Origin of the sequence: Hyunsoonleella aquatilis, from assembly GCF_014270105.1 — a bacterium.
Classification (GTDB): Bacteria; Bacteroidota; Bacteroidia; order Flavobacteriales; family Flavobacteriaceae; genus Jejuia; species Jejuia aquatilis.
This window is the reverse complement of the sequence record NZ_JACNMF010000004.1, coordinates 145,552-164,088: the sequence shown is the minus strand read 5'-3', so window position 1 is coordinate 164,088 and position 18,537 is coordinate 145,552. Positions and strand designations below refer to the sequence as shown.

The following is an 18,537-nucleotide window of genomic DNA, read 5'->3' as shown; positions in this document are numbered from 1 at the left end:
CTGATAACCAATGTGGTTGTTTCAATCATAATTGATGGCATGACAGATAAAAAACATTAAAAAGAAACACATGAAAAAAATTAGTATAATATTATTAGTTATAATATGTATTGGTTGTACTGCTAAGGATGACTTCAAAGTTCTTTCAGATTATGCAAAGGCTGAAATTTTCACACCTAGTCTTTTCACTATAAATGAAAATTCCATAGCCAGGCCAATACCTATAGATATCAATAACTTTAGTTCCGTAATTGATGCTTCTCAGGGCGTTATTTCAAGAAGTTGGACAATTGAAGAAGGCTCAAAATACTTAATGCCAACGTTTGAGAGGAAAGATAGCTTAAATCTAACACCATTTATCGATCCTGAATTAGGGCTGACCAATGGCAGTGAAACGGTTCACGTGCTTTTTCAGCAACCGGGAGAAACTACGGTTACATTGAGAAATAGATTTGATAGACCTGTCAGTTTTTTTGGCACGGATGCGGTTGAGCAAGCAGATGGACTGTGGTTGTTGATTACACAACTTACCTACGACGTCTATGCCGATTTGAATACCGAAGCAACCATATCAAATGCCGATGACACGCAGGTTTTGGCAACGCTTAGTTCCAGTCAAAATCCAAGTAGTGATGATACCAGTGGTTTTACAAATATTACAATCGAAGCTGGGGAAAGCCTAACGTTTACTGATGTAACCACCATTGGACGACCAGATGAAAGAATTTGGAATTTTGAAGGCGGGACGCCAGAAACAGGTACTGAGGAAAAGCAGGTAGTAACATTTAACAGACTGGGGGAATATCTGGTGGAACTAACTACACTTCGCGATAGGCGTGGTACGGCATTGGATGATGCTGAGCAGACCAAAACCTTGCCAGCAATAATTACGATTATTCCATCTACCAAACCTTACGAAATAGCCGGAAATGCTAAAGCAATAGACGATGAAGATGTAAGTGCCGGTACTACAATAATCCAGTTTAATGTAAATGGAGAAATCGATGAGGTAAGCGATGTTGAAGGTGATTTTGTAGTAAACGTCCAAAATGTTGGATTCAACCAAAATTTTACCGTTACCTCCACAAGAAAAAGCAATGATGATTCTACGGCCATTGAGCTTATTTTGGATCAACCTATATTAAATTCGGATACCGTAACGCTTTCATACAGTGGCACCGGTATTACTTCAATTGATTCGAGAACCTTATTGCCGTTTTCGGATGTGCCGGTTGACCCTGTAAATAAGAATTTGTTGACCAATGCGTCAAACCCCAGCATGGAAAATTCGATTGATAATGATAGAAACGTAAATACGCAGGGTTACTTTCTATTTGTTGGTGGCGGGGGCAATAACTTGGACAATGCTAGAAATACAGACGGTTCACTTCAAATTAATCGCAGTACGGAAAGAGCAAGTGACGGCGATGCTTCTATAAAATTTGATGCTGAAATGCCATTGGGTGCAGGTTTCTTAAGTATGTCCAATACAATAATTTCAAATTCGGCAATTCCAGTAGGGGACTATAAATTGACCTTTGATGTGTTTATCGAGGACGGTTCGAATTTCAATGCTATTTTCAATGTTATACAGCAAGGAACTCCAAGAACCCAATTGGTAAGCCTTAATGCGCCTGGAACAGGAGAATGGTTCACCATTGAAAGAGAATTCAGCAATGGAGCTATCCTTGGAGGAAATATAATCTTCAACTTTAGAAATCAAGATAACCCCGGAATTACCGGAAGGCATGTATTTTATATAGATAACTTGCAAGTTATTGCCTTAGAGCCAAGATAATTTATTTGAGTATTTAGTTTGTTTTAGTTGGGTAAAGCTGTAAATATTAATGTTTACAGCTTTACTTTTTAAATTGCCACATAGTAGAATTAATCATTATTTTTTTAAGGTAAATAAAGATAAAAATTGGTTATTTCAGGATTAATAATGGAGTTTAAAAGAGGTTATCTTTAAGCCAGTTGAAAATTTAAAGGTTTACAAGTGAATTATAAAGAAAAAATAATACGAACATTGGTGATTTTAGCCATGTTTAGCCAGTTTTCTTGTGTATCACAGGAAAAGCCAAACATCATTTTAATATTTGTAGATGATGCCGGATATGGTGATTTCGGGTTTCATGGGAGTGACGTTATGATAACGCCTAATTTGGATAAACTTGCAGAGCAGGGTGTTTTGTTCACCCAAGGATACGTAACAGATGCTACCTGCGGACCTTCCAGGGCGGGGCTCATCACCGGTAAATACCAGCAACGTTTTGGATATCAAGAAATCAACGTACCTGGTTACATGAGTGAAAACTCAAAGTACTTAGGAGATGATATGGGGCTACCGTTGGATCAAAAAACGATTGCCGATTACTTAAAAACACTAGGCTATACAAACGCCGCATTCGGCAAATGGCATTTAGGGAATGCAGACCGTTTTCATCCCTTAAAAAGAGGGTTTGATGAGTTTTATGGTTTTCGAGGAGGTGCTAGAAGTTATTTTCCCTATAAAAACTTTAAAGGTGTGCATCATGACAATAAAATGGAGCGTAATTTTGAGCAATTTGAAGAACCTGAAGGCTATGCCACGGATGTTTTTGCCGATGAGGCCATCTCTTTTATTAAGAGAAATAAAGATAACCCATTTTTCATCTATTTAGCTTTTAACGCTGTGCATACGCCAATGGACGCAACGGAAGAGGATTTGGCAAAGTTCCCAAATCTTATAGGAAAACGCAAAGAAGTTGCCGCAATGACTTTGGCATTGGACAGGGCCTGTGGCAAAATAATGGACAAACTAAAAGAACTAGGCTTAGATGAAAATACCCTTGTTGTGTTTTCTAATGATAATGGTGGGCCAACCGATAAAAACGCATCATTAAATCTGCCATTAAGTGGCACAAAATCAAACCATTTAGAGGGAGGATTAAGAGTGCCTTACTTGATGAGGTGGCCTAAAAAGTTTAAGGCGGAAACAGTTTATAATTACCCGGTTAGTACGTTTGATTTATTGCCTACGTTTTACGCTGCGGGAGGTGGTGATGTTGAAAACTTGGAAGATGTTGACGGTGTTGACCTTATGCCCTTTGTTACAGGAACAGTCAAGGGAAGACCACATGAAGATTTATTTTGGAAAAAGGATGTACGCGCCGTTTACAGACATAACGATTGGAAGCTTATCAGGTTTGCAGACAGACCTGCCGAACTCTACGATTTGTCCATTGACCTTACGGAACAAAACAATTTGGCGACACAACATCCTGAACGTTTAAAGGAAATGTTCAAGAAATTATTCGAATGGGAATTAACACACGAACGCCCCTTGTGGACTTTAAAACAAGATTTTGAAAAGTACGATATTGATCGAATGGATCGTTACCGAACCCCTGAACTGGTAAAAAAAGAAATGGAGAAATACATTAAGCAATAGAAGGTAATTTCCAATCAGGAAGGATTACCAATATTGCTAATTTTTCGAGCAACTAAACTAAAAATATGACTAAACTAAACCGCTATTTACTGATTGTCGTTTTGTGTTTTTTTGTAATGCTTCAAATAGCTTGTGAACAAAAAGCCAAAGAAGATGAAAATGCAAAAATAGCAATGGAACAATCAGGCCCTTTCCCTTCTTCAGATCCAGAAAATAAAGGTGGATGGGTATTGAATGAAGAAATAAGCGATGAATTTGAAGGTGTAAAGCTGGATTCTTCAAAATGGTTTATCGAAGGCCAAAACGGAGATTATTACATTTGGAAAGGCAGACCGCCGTCGCAATTTGTGCCGCATAATGTCAATCTCAAAAATGGTAAACTGGTCATAACTTCTCAATGGGAACCAGATTACGAGTTTGCAGATGAGAAATATGCCGATGGAAAACTAAATGAGGCTTACGGTATGCTAGAAGGAGAGCCACTACCAGTAACCACGGGTGGTATCATAACAAAAAAAAGATTTCTTTACGGCTACATGGAAGTTGAAGCACAAGTAGGATATGCGGCAATTTCAGGAGCGTTTTGGGGCATAGGTTATGAGCAGGAGCTGGATATTTTCGAATTAATGGGCAACCCTAAAAAATATGGCTTTATCGAAAGTGGCGAACATTTTATCGGTACCGTTCACGATTGGAGCCCACCGGCAGAAAGGCCAACACAAGTTTTTCTGCACTCCGAAAAATTAGATTTTAATACCTCAAGTGGCTTTCATGTTTACGGAGCTGAATGGGGCAAGGATTATTTGAGCTTTTATATTGACGGAAAACATATCAAAACGTTTACCCAAGATGAAGTTGGAACTGATTTCATATTAAATAATCCAATGGAAATCTGGTTGGATTCCGAAATATTTAAAAGGCTTGGAGTGCCACACGAAGAAGAATTACCGGTAGATTTTAGCGTGAAATATATGAGGGTATGGCAAAAACCAACTGATAACCTCCTTGCTAAAGACGCGGCTTTCTATGGTTTTGAGGGTCCGGTTTTATTCGAAGATAATCCTAGGCCATTGGATTTATTGCCAGTTACAAAGGAAGCAAATGATTATCAAAAGTTCTGGATTTTTGATGAAGATTCAGCTAAATACCTGCAAATATATGAAGGCCACTATTCCACTGGTGTTGAAAGTTTGAGGTTTGTTGGCTATGGTAAAAATGAATATTTGGAGGCAGAAAAAGTAGAGGTCAAATCGCCTGATGGGGTTTTAGGTTTGCCAATAGGTAATTTCAAATTGTCCATGAAAGTCTGGCTGGATCAAGGTAGGATTACGGATTCCATTCATGTAACATTGATTAACCCAAAAACTGAATTGGTCTTTTCTGGCTTGAGAAAACTTCCCAGAAAGGAATGGGTAGTTATCAATAAGAACTTTTACAGATCGGAAGCATCTTCGCATGACGATGGTATGATAATCCGAATTAAAAAGGAGAATTTACCAGAAACCAAAGCCGCCAAGTTTTTTATTGATGATATAGAAATAAGAGCACTAACTGATTAACTTATAAACCAATGAATGTACATAACAAAGCAATAACCAACACTTCTGAAAGCCCTTTTGTAAAATTGAAAAGTATCAATTTTGGAGATTGTAAATGGGATAAGGGCTTTTGGGCTGAAAAAGTAACGGTCGCAGAAGAAAGAATGTTACCCTACATGGGCGACGTATTGTGTGGTGATATCGGTCACGGTCTGAATAACTTTAAAATCGCCGCAGGCGCGAAAGAAGGAGAACATAAAGGATTTTATTGGCACGATGGCGATTTTTTTAAGTTTATGGAAGCCAAAATGTACATTTATGGATTGACGAAAAACGAAGCCTTATTAAAGGAACTGGACGAATATATTGAGTGGATTGGCAAAGCTCAAGAAGAAGATGGGTATATTCATACGCACATCCAAATTACAGAAGGTGCGGAGCGCTTTTCCAATAGAAAGTACCATGAAATGTACAATTATGGCCATTTATTCATTGCGGCCAGTGTACATTTTCGGTTAACTGGGCAACGTAATTTCTTAGATATTGCCATAAAGCAGGCTGATTTACTGTGTGTTTATTTCATGCCAGACACAAAACATTATCAGCGTTTTGGATTCAACCAAACACAGATTATGGGCTTGGTAGAACTGTACCGAACCGTTAAAAATGAAAAATACTTAAAGCTTGCCGAAAAGTTTATTAACAGGAGGGGGACGTTCAAAATTGAACATGATTCTACTACAATGGGGTATCCCATTGGAGATATGGTTCAGGAGCGTACACCCTTGCGGGAGTCTGAGGAGGCCGTGGGCCATGCCGTTTTAGCACTATACTATTATGCAGGGGCCGCCGATGTGTATGCCGAAACAGGCGAAAAGGCATTAATCGACGCTTTGGACAAACTTTGGGAAAACGTAACAGGTAAAAAAATGTACGTTACCGGAGCCGTGGGGCAGGCACATTATGGGGCTTCTACCAATTTGGATATGATTGAAGAAGGCTTTATCGATGCTTACATGATGCCGAACATGACGGCTTATAACGAAACTTGTGCCAACCTATGTAATGCCATGTTTAGCAATAGGATGATGGGCATAAAAGAAGAATCAAGGTATGCCGATATTATAGAATTGGTACTTTACAACAGTGGCTTATCAGGAATCAGTATTGAAGGAAAGGATTATTTCTATTCCAACCCATTAAGAATGGTGAATAATTCAAGGGAGTATGGTGTACATGAAAATGAAACCGAAAGCCCGGTAAGACAGCCTTATTTAGAATGTTTTTGCTGTCCGCCAAACTTGGTAAGAACTATTTGTAAAAGCTCGGGTTGGGCCTACAATTTATCTGAAAATGGCGTTGCTGTGATTTTATTTGGCGGAAATAAATTGGATACCACAATGTTGGACGACTCTCCGTTAAAGTTATCACAAGACACGGAATATCCATGGAAAGGACTGGTTAAAATAACCGTTGACGAATGTAAAGGTTCAGCTTTCGATATTAAGGTTAGAATCCCGAAATGGGCAATTGGTAGCACCCTAAAAGTGAACGGGGAAGATGCCGGTGTTGATGTTACTCCAGGTAAATTTGCAGTAATTGAGCGTACTTGGAAAGCAGGAGATATCATTGTTCTGGACATGCCAATGGAGGTAAAACGTATTGAAGGACATAATAGAATTGAGGAAGTAAGAAATCAGATAGCCATCAAAAGAGGACCAATTGTGTACTGTATTGAGTCGTCAGATTTACCTGAAAACACCTCTATTTTGGATGTTTACATTAAAGGTGATGCGGATTTGGTAGCTGAACATAAAGCTGACTTTTTGGGAGGTATCACCGTGGTGAATACTGAATTACTGCTACGGGAAGATAAAAACGACGACATGTATCAGGCGGTTACCAAACCAGTTTTAAACGCTTATAAAACGCAGTTGGTGCCATACTTTGCTTGGAGCAATAGGGGGCAGGCAGAAATGACAGTTTTTATGCCCGTTGTTTGGTAAACATTGAAACTCAGATATATGTATAAAATTGTCATTTGGTTTTTTGTAATTGCCTTTCTGTTTCTGAACATTCTAAGCGGGCAATCAAATCCTAAAATTTCTTTTAGGGAGGTCTTTAAAGAATTTCCACGGCAGGAGAAAAATCTAAGAAAATGGGATGCCCCCGTTGTGGCCGATTTGGACCAGGACGGCTATTTGGATTTGTTGATAAACGATCACGGTTTTGGCGTTCAAGTGTGTTGGAACAACAAAGGGAAATTTGCAAAACCCTACGACATTATCATGGGTGATTTGCATGGGGTTTCTGCTGGCGATTTTGATTTCGATGGGAATATCGAAGTCATTATGTCCCGTGGTGGTGGCTCGGGGAGCAATGCCCGAAACTCGAAAATGTATCGTGTAGTGGGAAGGGAATTTGTACCGATGGGCGATTTTGACGAACCCTTGGCTTTAATGCGTGGCAGGACGGTTGGCTTTGTGGATATGGATAATGACGGCGATTTAGACCTGATAAATTTTGCCTTTCCGGACAATGCCAAAGAAGGTCAAACGGAAAACTATCTGTATAAAAATAATGGAAAAGGTGAACTTATCTTAAATTCTACCTTGCCCGCAAGCAAAGCAAATGGACAAAAAGTATTGGTTACCGATTTCAACGGAGACGAAATACTGGATATCGTCATGTACGGCCATGGAAATGTTAAAATGTACAAGGGCGGTGATGGCTTCTCGTTTGAGGATGTCACCAAAAAAGTAATGCCAAAGGATATTGATGAAGTAACTGGCGTTGCAGAAATAGATTACGATAACGATGGGGATTTCGACTTGTATTTTACTAGGGGTTTAGAATTCGAAAAAGGCGAAACCTTTTACAATAAGGAGACCAAAACCCTCGGACTTTTCACAAAAAGGGGCGAATTCCTATTTGATAATATTGAAGTAGGCGACGTTTTGAATATGGAGAATTTCCAGTCGCAATGGCCAAATGCAAATACGTATTATATTGGAGAGGCTTCGTACGATTATGAATTTGAAGGCGAAACCCATTCAGGAAAGGACATAGAATTGGTGGTAAGTGATGCCCTTGGTTTTCCGGACAATGCAGATTATAAAGAGAAAAAAGGCTGGTATATCGGATACATAGGCAATCGAAAATGGCGTATAGCCGGTTTTCTGTTTGCACCGTCCACTGGGGTCATCCACGATGTGGAAGATTATCCTAAATATAATCATCCGGAAGGTCTTGAGAATGTCCTTTTAGAGAATAAAGGCAGTAAGTTTCAGGATGCCACTGCTAAAACAAATTTACTGTTCAAGGAGCATTCCATGGCTTCAACGATTGCCGATTTTGATAATAACGGCTATCAAGATATTTTAGTGGTTCCAAGGGGAGAGTTGGTGCGTGAAAATAAATGTATCCTTTATCTTAATCTAGGTGATGGCACATTCAAAAGAAAACACGATCACGCCATAATTTCACCTGAATTGGGAGCCATCGGAATGGCCGTAGAAAACTTGGATTACAATAACGATGGAAAGGTAGATTTGGTTTTGGGTAATGAAAGAGGTAAGTGGCATTTGTTTGAAAATGAAATTTCAAATAGTAATAGTTATGTGGTGATTGATGTAGGAGATTCGCCATCAAAAAAGGCTACTGCTCTTGGAGCTTTTGTCACTCTTAAATCGGGAAATACTATTCAAACTAAACGCGTAGGAACAACTGGAGCTCAATATTCTCTTAGCTTTAATAACTTGGTACATTTTGGTGTAGACTCTAGTTCATCGCCTTTAAAGGTAAAGGTCATTTGGTCCAATGGAGAGACAAAGGAGCAGACCATCACAAAAATGAATAATACGATACCAATAGGAAAATAATATCAACTAACTAATACTAATTAAATGAATAAATACACAAGAAATGCATTCTTATACGCCCTTATAGTTGCTATAGGATCTTTTGTCTTTGGTTTAGATGCTGTATTAATTTCAGGAGGCTTCAAATTTATTACTCAAGAATTTAATTTAACAGCTTCTCAAGTTGGTTTAATTGGTTCAGGACCAGGTATTGGTGTTTTGATAGCGTTGCCTCTGACAGCGTATTCAGCAACCAAATTGGGTAGAAAACTAACCCTACAAATCATAGCAGTCTTTTATATTGTCTCTGCAGTAGGTTCTGCTTTAGCACCATCGTTTTTATCATTATTTTGGTTTAGGTTTTTAGGAGGCTTAGCCTTTAGCTCGGTGACTTTAGCTTCAATGTATATTGGTGAAGTGGCACCTGCAGAGCAAAGAGGTAAGCTGGTTTCAACGCTACAAATAAATATGGGAATTGGATTTACAGCGGCCTATTTAATAAATTATTGGATTTTACAAAAAATGGGTTCTGATGCCCAATGGGTTCAAGATTTGAATCTAGCTGAAACCGGCTGGCGCTGGATGCTTGCTATAGAAATAGTTCCTGCTGTTATTTGGTTTTTGTTGTTGTATATGATTCCAAAAAGTCCGGCTTGGTTAGTCTATAAAGGTAGAGTTGATGATGCAAAAAAATCATTAAGTAAAGTATATCCAGAGGATAAAGTTGAACAGCAGGTGCAAGAAATGATTGAAAGTGTAGAAGATTCAGATACCAGCAGTTCTTCAACAATGGGTCAATTTAAAGAGATTTTCAGTAGTAAAATGCGGATTGTATTAATCATAGCATTTACGCTTGCCGTAGTGCAACAATTTACGGGAATGAATGCTGTTATGATTTATGCCCCAACGATGTTTGAGCAATTAGGTTTGGGGACAGATGCCGCATTTTCTAGTACCATTTGGATTGGCGTAATTGGTTTAGTATCTACTTTGATATCTCTATCCTTAATTGATAGATTTGGACGTAGACCATTAGTACTTGGTGGTTTAGTTGTCATTATTTTAAGTATAGCAACGGTGTCTTACGGATTTAAACAAGCCACATATAAAGTAACCCAAGATGCTATTGTTCAAATGAAGGATATTCCGGATATCGATAAGCTAGGTGTTATCGTAGGAAAGGAATTCGATAGTGATATTGTATTTAAAAATACTTTAGCTGAAATTCTAGGTGTAGAGTCAGCGCGCGATAATTCAGGGGTAATTTTTAAAGAAACCGCACACATGAATGCCATGTTAATATTACTGAGCATTTTAACTTTTATCGCCGCTTTTAATTTTTCTATAGGGCCTATTATGTGGGTGTTGCTTTCAGAGATTTTCCCAATCTCCAATCGAGGCGTGGCCATACCTCTATTTGCATTAATTTCTAGTACAGTTAGTGCGTTAGTCCAGTTCCTGTTTCCTTTAGAAATGGAACACTTTGGGGCAACTATAACGTTCATAATTTACGCAGCCATTGTACTTGTAGGCGTTATTATTCTTTATAAATATCTTGTAGAAACTAAAGGGCTTTCCTTAGAAGAGATACAGGCAAAACTTCAAAGAAAATAAATATAACCACTTGACTTAAAAACATGAGTTTATTCGAAAATAAAAAATTTGTAGTAGGGCCATTTATGAAAGTAAGCGACCCCGCTTTAGTGGAAGTAGCTGCTTTTGCCGGTTTTGACTTCGTTATCATAGATTTAGAGCATGGCCCTAGTACTTTTGAGACAATTCAAGGTCATGTAAGAGCGGCACAAGCTAAAGGAGTGGTGCCAGTAGTGCGTGTTCCAGAAATCAGCGAAAATATGATTTCAAAAGCACTGGATATTGGTGCCGATTACGTTCAAGTACCCCAAATAGAAACAGCGAAAGACGCAGAACGCGTCGTGAAGGCTTCAAAGTTTTTCCCCGAAGGCGCTAGGGGCGTTTGCCGTTATGTAAGGGCGGCCGATTATTCGTCTATGCACAAAGAATATTATTTTGGAAATGCCAACCAATCTACAGGTGTTATTATTCATATTGAGGGAAATATTGCCTTTAAGAATATAGACCAAATTTTAGCTGTTGATGGTATTGATATCATTTTTATAGGTCCTTATGATATGTCTCAATCCTGTGGCGTACCTGGCCAGGTGAACCACCCAAAAGTCATTTCCCAAATGAAAGAAATTGTTGAAAAAGCTAGTAAATTGGGTAAAGTTGTAGGGACTTTTGTCGAAAGCCCGGAATCAGCAAGACAATGGATAGATTTGGGTGTTAAATATATTTCCTACGCTGTTGACGTTGGAATTTATTACAGCGCATGTAAGAGCATTGTGGATGAAGTGCATAAATAGATTTAGCCGAAACTTTGGCTATGGTATTTGCTAAGTTCTTTGCGATAGTACAAATTATTTGATTGGCCGTGATTCAAACGATACTAAAATTTTGGTTTCGAATTGATGCGTAGAAGCGGGTTTTTCACCAATTACAATTAGGGTAAATTAGTTGTATTTTATGATATATATGTTTCATAGATATTGCCTTATTTTTTAAAACTTGTCACATCAAAACATTACTCTTAAAAAACAACTAAATGAAGATATATTATATCGTATTCGCACTATTTTTCATGTGGGGGTGCAAACAAGGCAAAAAACCCCAAGAGGAGCCCAAGAAACAACCAAATATTTTGTTTCTGGCCGTAGATGATCTGCGACCTGAAATTGGAGCCTATGGATCAGAAATTGCAATAACTCCAAACATTGATAAGCTTGCATCCGATGGGCTGTTGTTCAATAAAGCGTATTGTCAAGAGCCTATTTGCAGTCCCTCCAGGGCAAGCTTGATGACCGGGGCAAGACCGGAGAGCATTAACGTCATTGAAAACTTTACGTATTTCAGGGAAGCCAATCCGGATATAGTTACAGTAGCACAACATTTTAAAAATAATGGCTACGAAACAGTGCATACGGGAAAGATTTTCCATAAACCAGCCTGGGCAGATAATGAAAAATCCTGGAGTAGAAGCCCTGCCCATGATAAAATGACCGTTGAAAAAAGCAAAACTCCCGGAGGATACGCTTTACCTCAAAATCAGGAATATTCCAAAAAAGCAACTGAGGAAGTTATTGCCAAATATGGTAAAGATGCTCCAAGAAATGGACTGGGGAAAGGTCCTGCTTACGAAAAAGCAGATGTAGAAGATACGTTTTATGAAGATGGTTATAATGCAGAATTGGCCATAGCTACCATGAAGGATATGCTGGAAAAACACCCCGATAAACCTTTCTTTTTGGGCATGGGTATGAAGAAGCCTCATTTAAACTGGACAGCACCTTCAAAATATTGGGATATGTATGATCCCGAGAAAATTGAGTTGGCAACCTTAACTGAAGCACCCGAAAACGGAGCGTCTATGGGATTGCATCCTTCATTTGAGCTACGCGCCAGATATGGCATACCCAAAAAAGGTCCCATCGACGATGAAATGGCGCGAACATTAAAGCATGCATATTTGGCCTGTGTGAGCTACATCGATGCTCAAATAGGCAAAATGATTGATGCCCTTGAAGAAGCAGGGGTAAGGGACAACACTATCATTATGCTGTGGAGCGATCATGGTTTCCACTTAGGAGATATGGGAATTTGGTGCAAGGCTACCAATTATGAAATTGCCACCAGAGTCCCACTAATAGTTTGGACACCAGATATGCCAAAAGAAACCCGTGGTTCAAAATCCAATGCATTAGTGGAGCTTGTAGATATGTATCCCACATTGTGCGAGTTTGCGGGATTAGAAAAACCGCAACATTTGGAGGGATATAGTTTTGCACCTTTGGTAGAAAACCCAAATCAACAATGGAAAACCGCTGTATTTAGCCAGTTTCCAACACCGGCTTTAAGAGAATGGGCCGCTAACCCCTTATCTCAAGGAATGCGAGAAACTTATTTTGGACCTCTGATAGAAGAAGTTGAGGCCAAAATAAAAGCCCAGATGAAGGAAAAGTGGGATCGGGACTTATTTGAGAATAACTTAATGGGATACGCGATGCGTACTCAAAATTATAGATTTATTGTTTGGAAGGATTATACCAAAAAAGATAGTGAACCTCTGTTCTATGAATTGTACGATCACAAAACAGATCCTGGCGAAACTAAAAACATTGCAGAAGATAATCCGGAGTTGGTAAAGCAATTACTTGAGCAGTTTAACAAAGGTTGGAAAGGTAATCTTCCAAGTTAATGGAAAAATTATGAATCTTTTTTTTAAATATTCTAGTACAATAGGTTTTACAGCCTGCGTTGTTTCATTTTTAATGATGAATACAGGGTGCAAAGCTCAAAACCAGAATACCCAAACCCAAACCATGTTATCTTTTTCCGAAAGCAAAGATTTTCCGAAAGAAGAACGGTCTCGTAGAAAATTCGATAATGCCGTAATTGCCGATTTGGACCAAGATGGATGGTTGGATCTATTGCTTACAGAGCACGCTCGAAGGGTTGAAGTGTTTTGGAACAATAAAGGCACTTATGAACTCGGGCAACCATTTATCTTCGGAGATACACACGGTATTTCTGTTGGGGATTATAATGGTGATGGCTTGCAGGAAGTACTGGTGCAACCGGGTGGTGGTGACGGGAAAAACCCTCGAAAATTGCGTGCCTATACCATTTATAAAGACAGAACTGTTTCCGAAGAGAATGAATTCAAGCATTTTGAAGCGAGTCGCGGGCGAGCGGTAAAATTCTTTGATGCTGACAACAATGGTGAACAGGATTTGATTTTATCGGCCTTTCCTCCCAATAAAAAATGGGAGAGAGCACATTTCCTTTACAAAAGGGATACGGAAAAGGACTTTGTGTTTGATGGACTTTTGCCATACGCAGATCGATTCAATATGCGGACTACTATCATCGATTTTAACAACGATGGCGTAAAGGATTTTATATTTTACGGCGGAAGTAAAATTATTGCTGTGAAAGGTGGTGAAAATTTTGAATTTATTGATGTTTCAGAAGAGGTTTTAGGGAATCTGACCAATACTAATTTAGTAAATAGCGTTTCGGAAATTGATTTTGATAATGATGGCGATTTCGATTTGTTTTTAACGCGCTCGAAGCACCCATTCGATTCTGAAAGCGACTATAACGAAGAAACTAAAACGTACCATTTTTTCGATAGAAGAAGAGCATTCCATCATGAAATTCAGGTAGAGGGCGACTTGATTTTGGAAAACCTTCAAATGGCGTATCCACATTTTGATATCAACATCGGAAAAAATAAAACCCTATACGAAAGAACGCTAGATCAACACGGTGGACAAAATCTAACAATTACTCAAAAAGAAGGGGAGGGCTTTCCCAAGGATACTGAAAAAGAAGGTCTGTATATCGGCTATTTGGGTAATAACAAGTGGCGCTTATCTGGGCATACGGATTCACCAACTTCGGCAGTAATTCATAATGTAATCGGTAAACCAGAAACCATTTCCCTAAAGGATTTACCTGCGAAATTATTGGAAAATCAGAATGGAACCTTTGTAGACGTAACCGCTAAATTAGGCATCGATTTAAAAGAACAAACTTCAAGTACGGCTGTTGGTGATTTCAATAATGATGGATGGTCTGACTTGTTTGTCGTTCGATATGGGCATTCAGCTTCAAAAATTGAACAATTTATACTTCTGAATAACGAGGGTAAAAATTTCAATCTAATTAAGAATCACGGCGTAGTTAGAACCGAAATTGGTTCAACAGGCATGGGTGCCGATGCTCTTGACTACGATAAAGATGGCGATTTGGATATCATTTATTGTAACGAACGCGGGCGATGGCATCTGTTTACCAACAACCTTAAAAGCGACAATAATTTTGTTGTGGTGAATGTTGGAAACTCCCCTTCAGGAAAGGCGTTACCAATAGGTGCTGTACTTACTTTAAAGTCCGATGGAAAGATTTATAAACGCGCAGTTGGAGCAACATCGTCCTCTTACTCGCAAGGGTTAGATACCTATTTGCATGTTGGTTTGGGTAAAACCGCAACCATTGAAGAAGCCATGGTTACTTGGAGCAATGGAGAATCTTTAAAGTTAAATTTATCCGAAGTTAATAAAGTGTATAATACGAATTAGCCGTTCTAAGCAAAAATATTAAATCAGTATAGTTTTGAATTTACTAAAAATCTCGCTTTTCGCTATTGTTTTTTTTGCACTAACTGCAAGTACAACGGCACAAAATAAGCACTTGCTAACTACTAAACTATTTGCAAAACTACCAGACATTTGTCCAACACCAGATGCTTTTGATATTGCACCAGATGGAAGTTTAACACTTTCATGCCCAAATTTTGCTGACAAAACCAAGCCTGGTGTTTTAATGAGCATTTCAAGGGATGGAAAAGTTACAAAGTTAGTAGAAATTCCAGTATTAGCCTCTACTGGAAAATCAAACCCAATGGGTATTGCCTATGATGATCAAGGAGCGCTTTATCTATGTGATAATCAACAGAACAAAGGCAGATTGTTAAGAATGGTTTTTAATGATAATAAATTGATATCTACCGAAATCGTAGCATATGGTTTTAATTCAATTAATGGTATTCGATACAACAATGGATATGTTTATATAACACAAACTAATTTACCAAAGCTTAAAAAAGACAAAGTTGTTGGAGGAGTCTATTGTTTTAAAACAACTGAAAGAGATATTAGAGTTAATAATGACAGATCCGACAAAAACTTAATTTACACCTCCGTAACCCAAAATTTAAAACGTCAGGTAGGGCTAGACGGTTTAGTTTTTAATAAAAAAGGAGAATTATTTGTTGGAAATCTTGGAGATGCTACTATTTATAAACTCACTTTAAATGCAGATGGAAAAGTAGAAAGGGACGAGGTTTATGCTAAACTCCCCGTCAATTCTGCTCCAGATGGAATCAATATAGATGACAAAGGAAATTTATATGTAGCAGGGTTTGCACAAAATCAAATTTTTAAAGTAGATACCAATCAAAATATAGAACTTTTAGCACAATATCCAGATAATGATGGCGCTTTAGGTGGTTTGGATCAACCTGCGGATTTGATTGTTTATAACGGTAAGCTGGTTATCTCAAACTTTGATTTAATGGTAGCAAAGGGTATGATAAATTCAAAGCATAGTAAACCTTACACTATTTCATATTTAGATTTAAATGAATAGTTTTTTGGCTCTAAAGCCAATTAAACTTTCATATAACTGTATTGTATAATGACTAAACTAAAATTATAATTCTGACAATAAAATTTAAAATTATGGATATTTTAAAATCTAATTTATTAAAACTTGCTATTGGCCTATTTTTAGTAGGCAATATTCTGTCTTGTGAATCTGAAAAAACACTAGAACAAGAAGCCCTATCTAAAATAGAAACCCTTGAGAGGCTTATGGATAAGGCTCGTTCTAAAGACATTGATGTAACACGAGAAGAAACAACATTATGGTTTTCCAAGGAATTTATAAAGTTTGCAAATTGGGATGAAGCGAATAAAGACGCTATAGCAAAGCTTTTTGGTTACGAGCGCTATTATGCGCCCAATAAAGATTCTTTAGCCGAAATGTTGCCAGATTTTGAACGCAAAAAAGTGATTCAAATTTTAGATAAAAGTATTGATGATTTAAACAAAGAGCTTAATGGTAAAATAAAGCGAAGACCCGTTAATAAGGTAGATTGGCAAAACACCAAAGCTGGTGATAATATGTTTGTTAGTAATGGCAAACCTATTTTTCCTTATGATTATTTCTCCAAAACAGTGGGGCAACCGTTAACAAACGAGCAAGTTTATAACGATCATTTAGGGGCGCTGTATCATGGAGGTGAGAATTTATATCCTGTAGATCACGATCGCGCGATTAACTCTTTTTTAATGAAAGAGGATGGGACTTGGGATGAAGAATTGATGAAAGAGCTTACTGGTATTCCTGATACCAATATTGGGTTTTTGTATTATTGGGGCATGGGTATTCCAGAGTGGGTTGAGAAGAAGGAGCCAGAAGTTCGTAAAGGGCGCTCATTGTTTTTAGGGTTTGACATTGATAACCCTGTTGCCAAGGATTTATGGGGAAAAATCATTCGTCATACAGGTGAACTCACCAAAGGCAAAAAAGTTACGGAGTTGGGTTACGTTTTTGCTAACGAACCGCACTGGTATTCGGAAAAAGGCCATTGGACGGCTAAATACCAGGAGATGAATGCTATTTCTTCATATACCCTGAATAACTTTAGAGGTTGGTTGAAGAAAAAGTACAATAATAACATTCAAAAATTGAATGCCAATTGGGAAACCTCTTATGTCAATTTTAATAAGGTTGAAATAGAAATACCGATAGCCACAGCACTTCAAGGAAAACCCATTTGGTTTGATTGGTGTCGTTATAACATGCACAGAACCACGGAATGGTTCACTTTTAATCAAGAAAATTTGCACTCGGTTAACCCCGAGGCAGATACGCATATTAAACTATTTCCACGAACATTTTATGAAGATTCCCGTTCTCACGGAATGGATTTTGAAGCACTTACAGAATTAACTACCATGATTGGTCATGATGCAAAAGCCTTGGGAGACCCAAGTATTCGCCCGCATATTAACTCTGATTGGCATAAAGACTATGCTTATAAATGGGACGGGATGGCCATTTTGCATGATTTTTTGGAGTCGGTAGCACCGGAAAAGATTAATGTGAATTCTGAATCTCATTTCTTGTCATCGGGTATGTATAGAAAATTGGATATGCGCACAAGCTATGTTAGAAACGTATATTGGTTAGCTACCCTTATGGGTATGGATGCCAATACGGGATGGTTTTGGGCGCGCGACCCAGATGGTTCGCCAGAAGACCGTTTAGAAGGCGAATTGAATTTCTTCGATCCGGGTTTGGGTGGCGCTTACGCAGGTTCAAACAACATGCAACCGCATATCACTAACGAGGTTACCCAAGTAATGTTCGATTTGAATTCATTTTCAGAAGAAATTATTGCGCTTCGTGGACAATCACGTCCGTTACGTTTGTTTTACTCGGAAACATCTGCTATCAATACACCAAAATATATGACTGAAGCCACTAAAATGTATAAGTCGTTGTTCTTTGAAGGGCTTCCGTTAGGTTTTGTTACGAAGAACATCATCGAAAAACAGGATAATAGTACTTGGAATACCGTAGTTGTTTATAAAACGAAATATGTAACCAACTCAGAATTTGATGCGTTACAATCTTATTTAAACAGCGGAGGAACTGTAATTTTGGATTCATCTGAGAGTTTATCAATGGACGAATACGATAAAAAGCGCAATAAGAAATTAACCGCTGGTAAAGGCAATTTAATCACCTTAGATGGCGACATGGCTAAAATTAAAGAAACTGCTTTAACGCAAGTGGCAGATCAAATGCCCGATGTGATTGTAGAATCTGATAACGGATTGGACTTTAAAACGGTAATTTCAAGAGTTGTGAAACAAGATGATGGCTCGTATTTGGTGAATTTACTAAACGTAGGTCACAATACTGCTAAAATTAAACTGTCCTTAAAATCTGGTGCACCAACAACCATCAAAGATTTAATGACATCAAATGAAATGGAGGCTGAATTCGATTTGGTATCAGAAGAAGTATTGTTATTAGAGGTTAAGTAAATTCA

General features: G+C 38.2%; 11 protein-coding genes. All 11 read left to right on the top strand.

From position 1 onward, the window contains the following. Positions 1 to 70 precede the first annotated feature (70 nt). The 11 genes from H7U19_RS12325 to H7U19_RS12275 all read left to right on the top strand — a co-directional run bounded on the left by H7U19_RS12325 (position 71) and on the right by H7U19_RS12275 (position 18,532). The gene (locus H7U19_RS12325) at positions 71 to 1,798 is read left to right on the top strand and encodes a hypothetical protein (RefSeq protein WP_186562821.1); all 1,728 of its coding nucleotides are present in this window, start codon (positions 71 to 73) and stop codon (positions 1,796 to 1,798) included. 201 nt (positions 1,799 to 1,999) lie between these two features. Continuing rightward, entirely contained in the window at positions 2,000 to 3,433 is a 1,434-nt protein-coding gene (locus H7U19_RS12320) for a sulfatase-like hydrolase/transferase (protein ID WP_343069104.1), read from the top strand. A gap of 65 nt (positions 3,434 to 3,498) precedes the next feature. Beyond that, the gene (locus H7U19_RS12315) at positions 3,499 to 4,992 is read left to right on the top strand and encodes a family 16 glycosylhydrolase (RefSeq protein ID WP_186562819.1); all 1,494 of its coding nucleotides are present in this window, start codon (positions 3,499 to 3,501) and stop codon (positions 4,990 to 4,992) included. A gap of 11 nt (positions 4,993 to 5,003) precedes the next feature. Continuing rightward, a complete protein-coding gene (locus H7U19_RS12310) occupies positions 5,004 to 6,977 on the top strand; it encodes a glycoside hydrolase family 127 protein (RefSeq protein WP_186562817.1) in 1,974 nt (657 codons plus the stop codon). Positions 6,978 to 6,995: 18 nt separating this feature from the next. Further along, positions 6,996 to 8,852, top strand: coding sequence for a CRTAC1 family protein (locus H7U19_RS12305; RefSeq protein ID WP_186562815.1), 1,857 nt, complete (start codon positions 6,996 to 6,998; stop codon positions 8,850 to 8,852). Between the two features lie 24 nt (positions 8,853 to 8,876). Next, a complete protein-coding gene (locus tag H7U19_RS12300) occupies positions 8,877 to 10,445 on the top strand; it encodes an MFS transporter (protein WP_186562813.1) in 1,569 nt (522 codons plus the stop codon). A gap of 23 nt (positions 10,446 to 10,468) precedes the next feature. Then, positions 10,469 to 11,215 carry an HpcH/HpaI aldolase family protein gene (locus H7U19_RS12295; protein WP_186562811.1) on the top strand — a complete coding sequence of 249 codons (747 nt, stop codon included), beginning with the start codon at positions 10,469 to 10,471 and terminating at the stop codon, positions 11,213 to 11,215. Between the two features lie 239 nt (positions 11,216 to 11,454). After that, positions 11,455 to 13,104, top strand: coding sequence for a sulfatase (locus H7U19_RS12290; protein WP_186562809.1), 1,650 nt, complete (start codon positions 11,455 to 11,457; stop codon positions 13,102 to 13,104). Positions 13,105 to 13,114: 10 nt separating this feature from the next. Next, positions 13,115 to 14,992, top strand: a complete 1,878-nt coding sequence (locus H7U19_RS12285) for a CRTAC1 family protein (protein ID WP_186562807.1) — start codon at positions 13,115 to 13,117, stop codon at positions 14,990 to 14,992. 34 nt (positions 14,993 to 15,026) lie between these two features. Further along, positions 15,027 to 16,061 (top strand): SMP-30/gluconolactonase/LRE family protein, encoded by a 1,035-nt coding sequence (locus tag H7U19_RS12280; RefSeq protein WP_246454802.1) that lies wholly within the window; start codon positions 15,027 to 15,029, stop codon positions 16,059 to 16,061. A 92-nt stretch (positions 16,062 to 16,153) separates the two neighbouring features. After that, positions 16,154 to 18,532 (top strand): alpha-amylase family protein, encoded by a 2,379-nt coding sequence (locus H7U19_RS12275; protein ID WP_186562805.1) that lies wholly within the window; start codon positions 16,154 to 16,156, stop codon positions 18,530 to 18,532. The last annotated feature ends 5 nt before the right edge of the window (positions 18,533 to 18,537 follow it).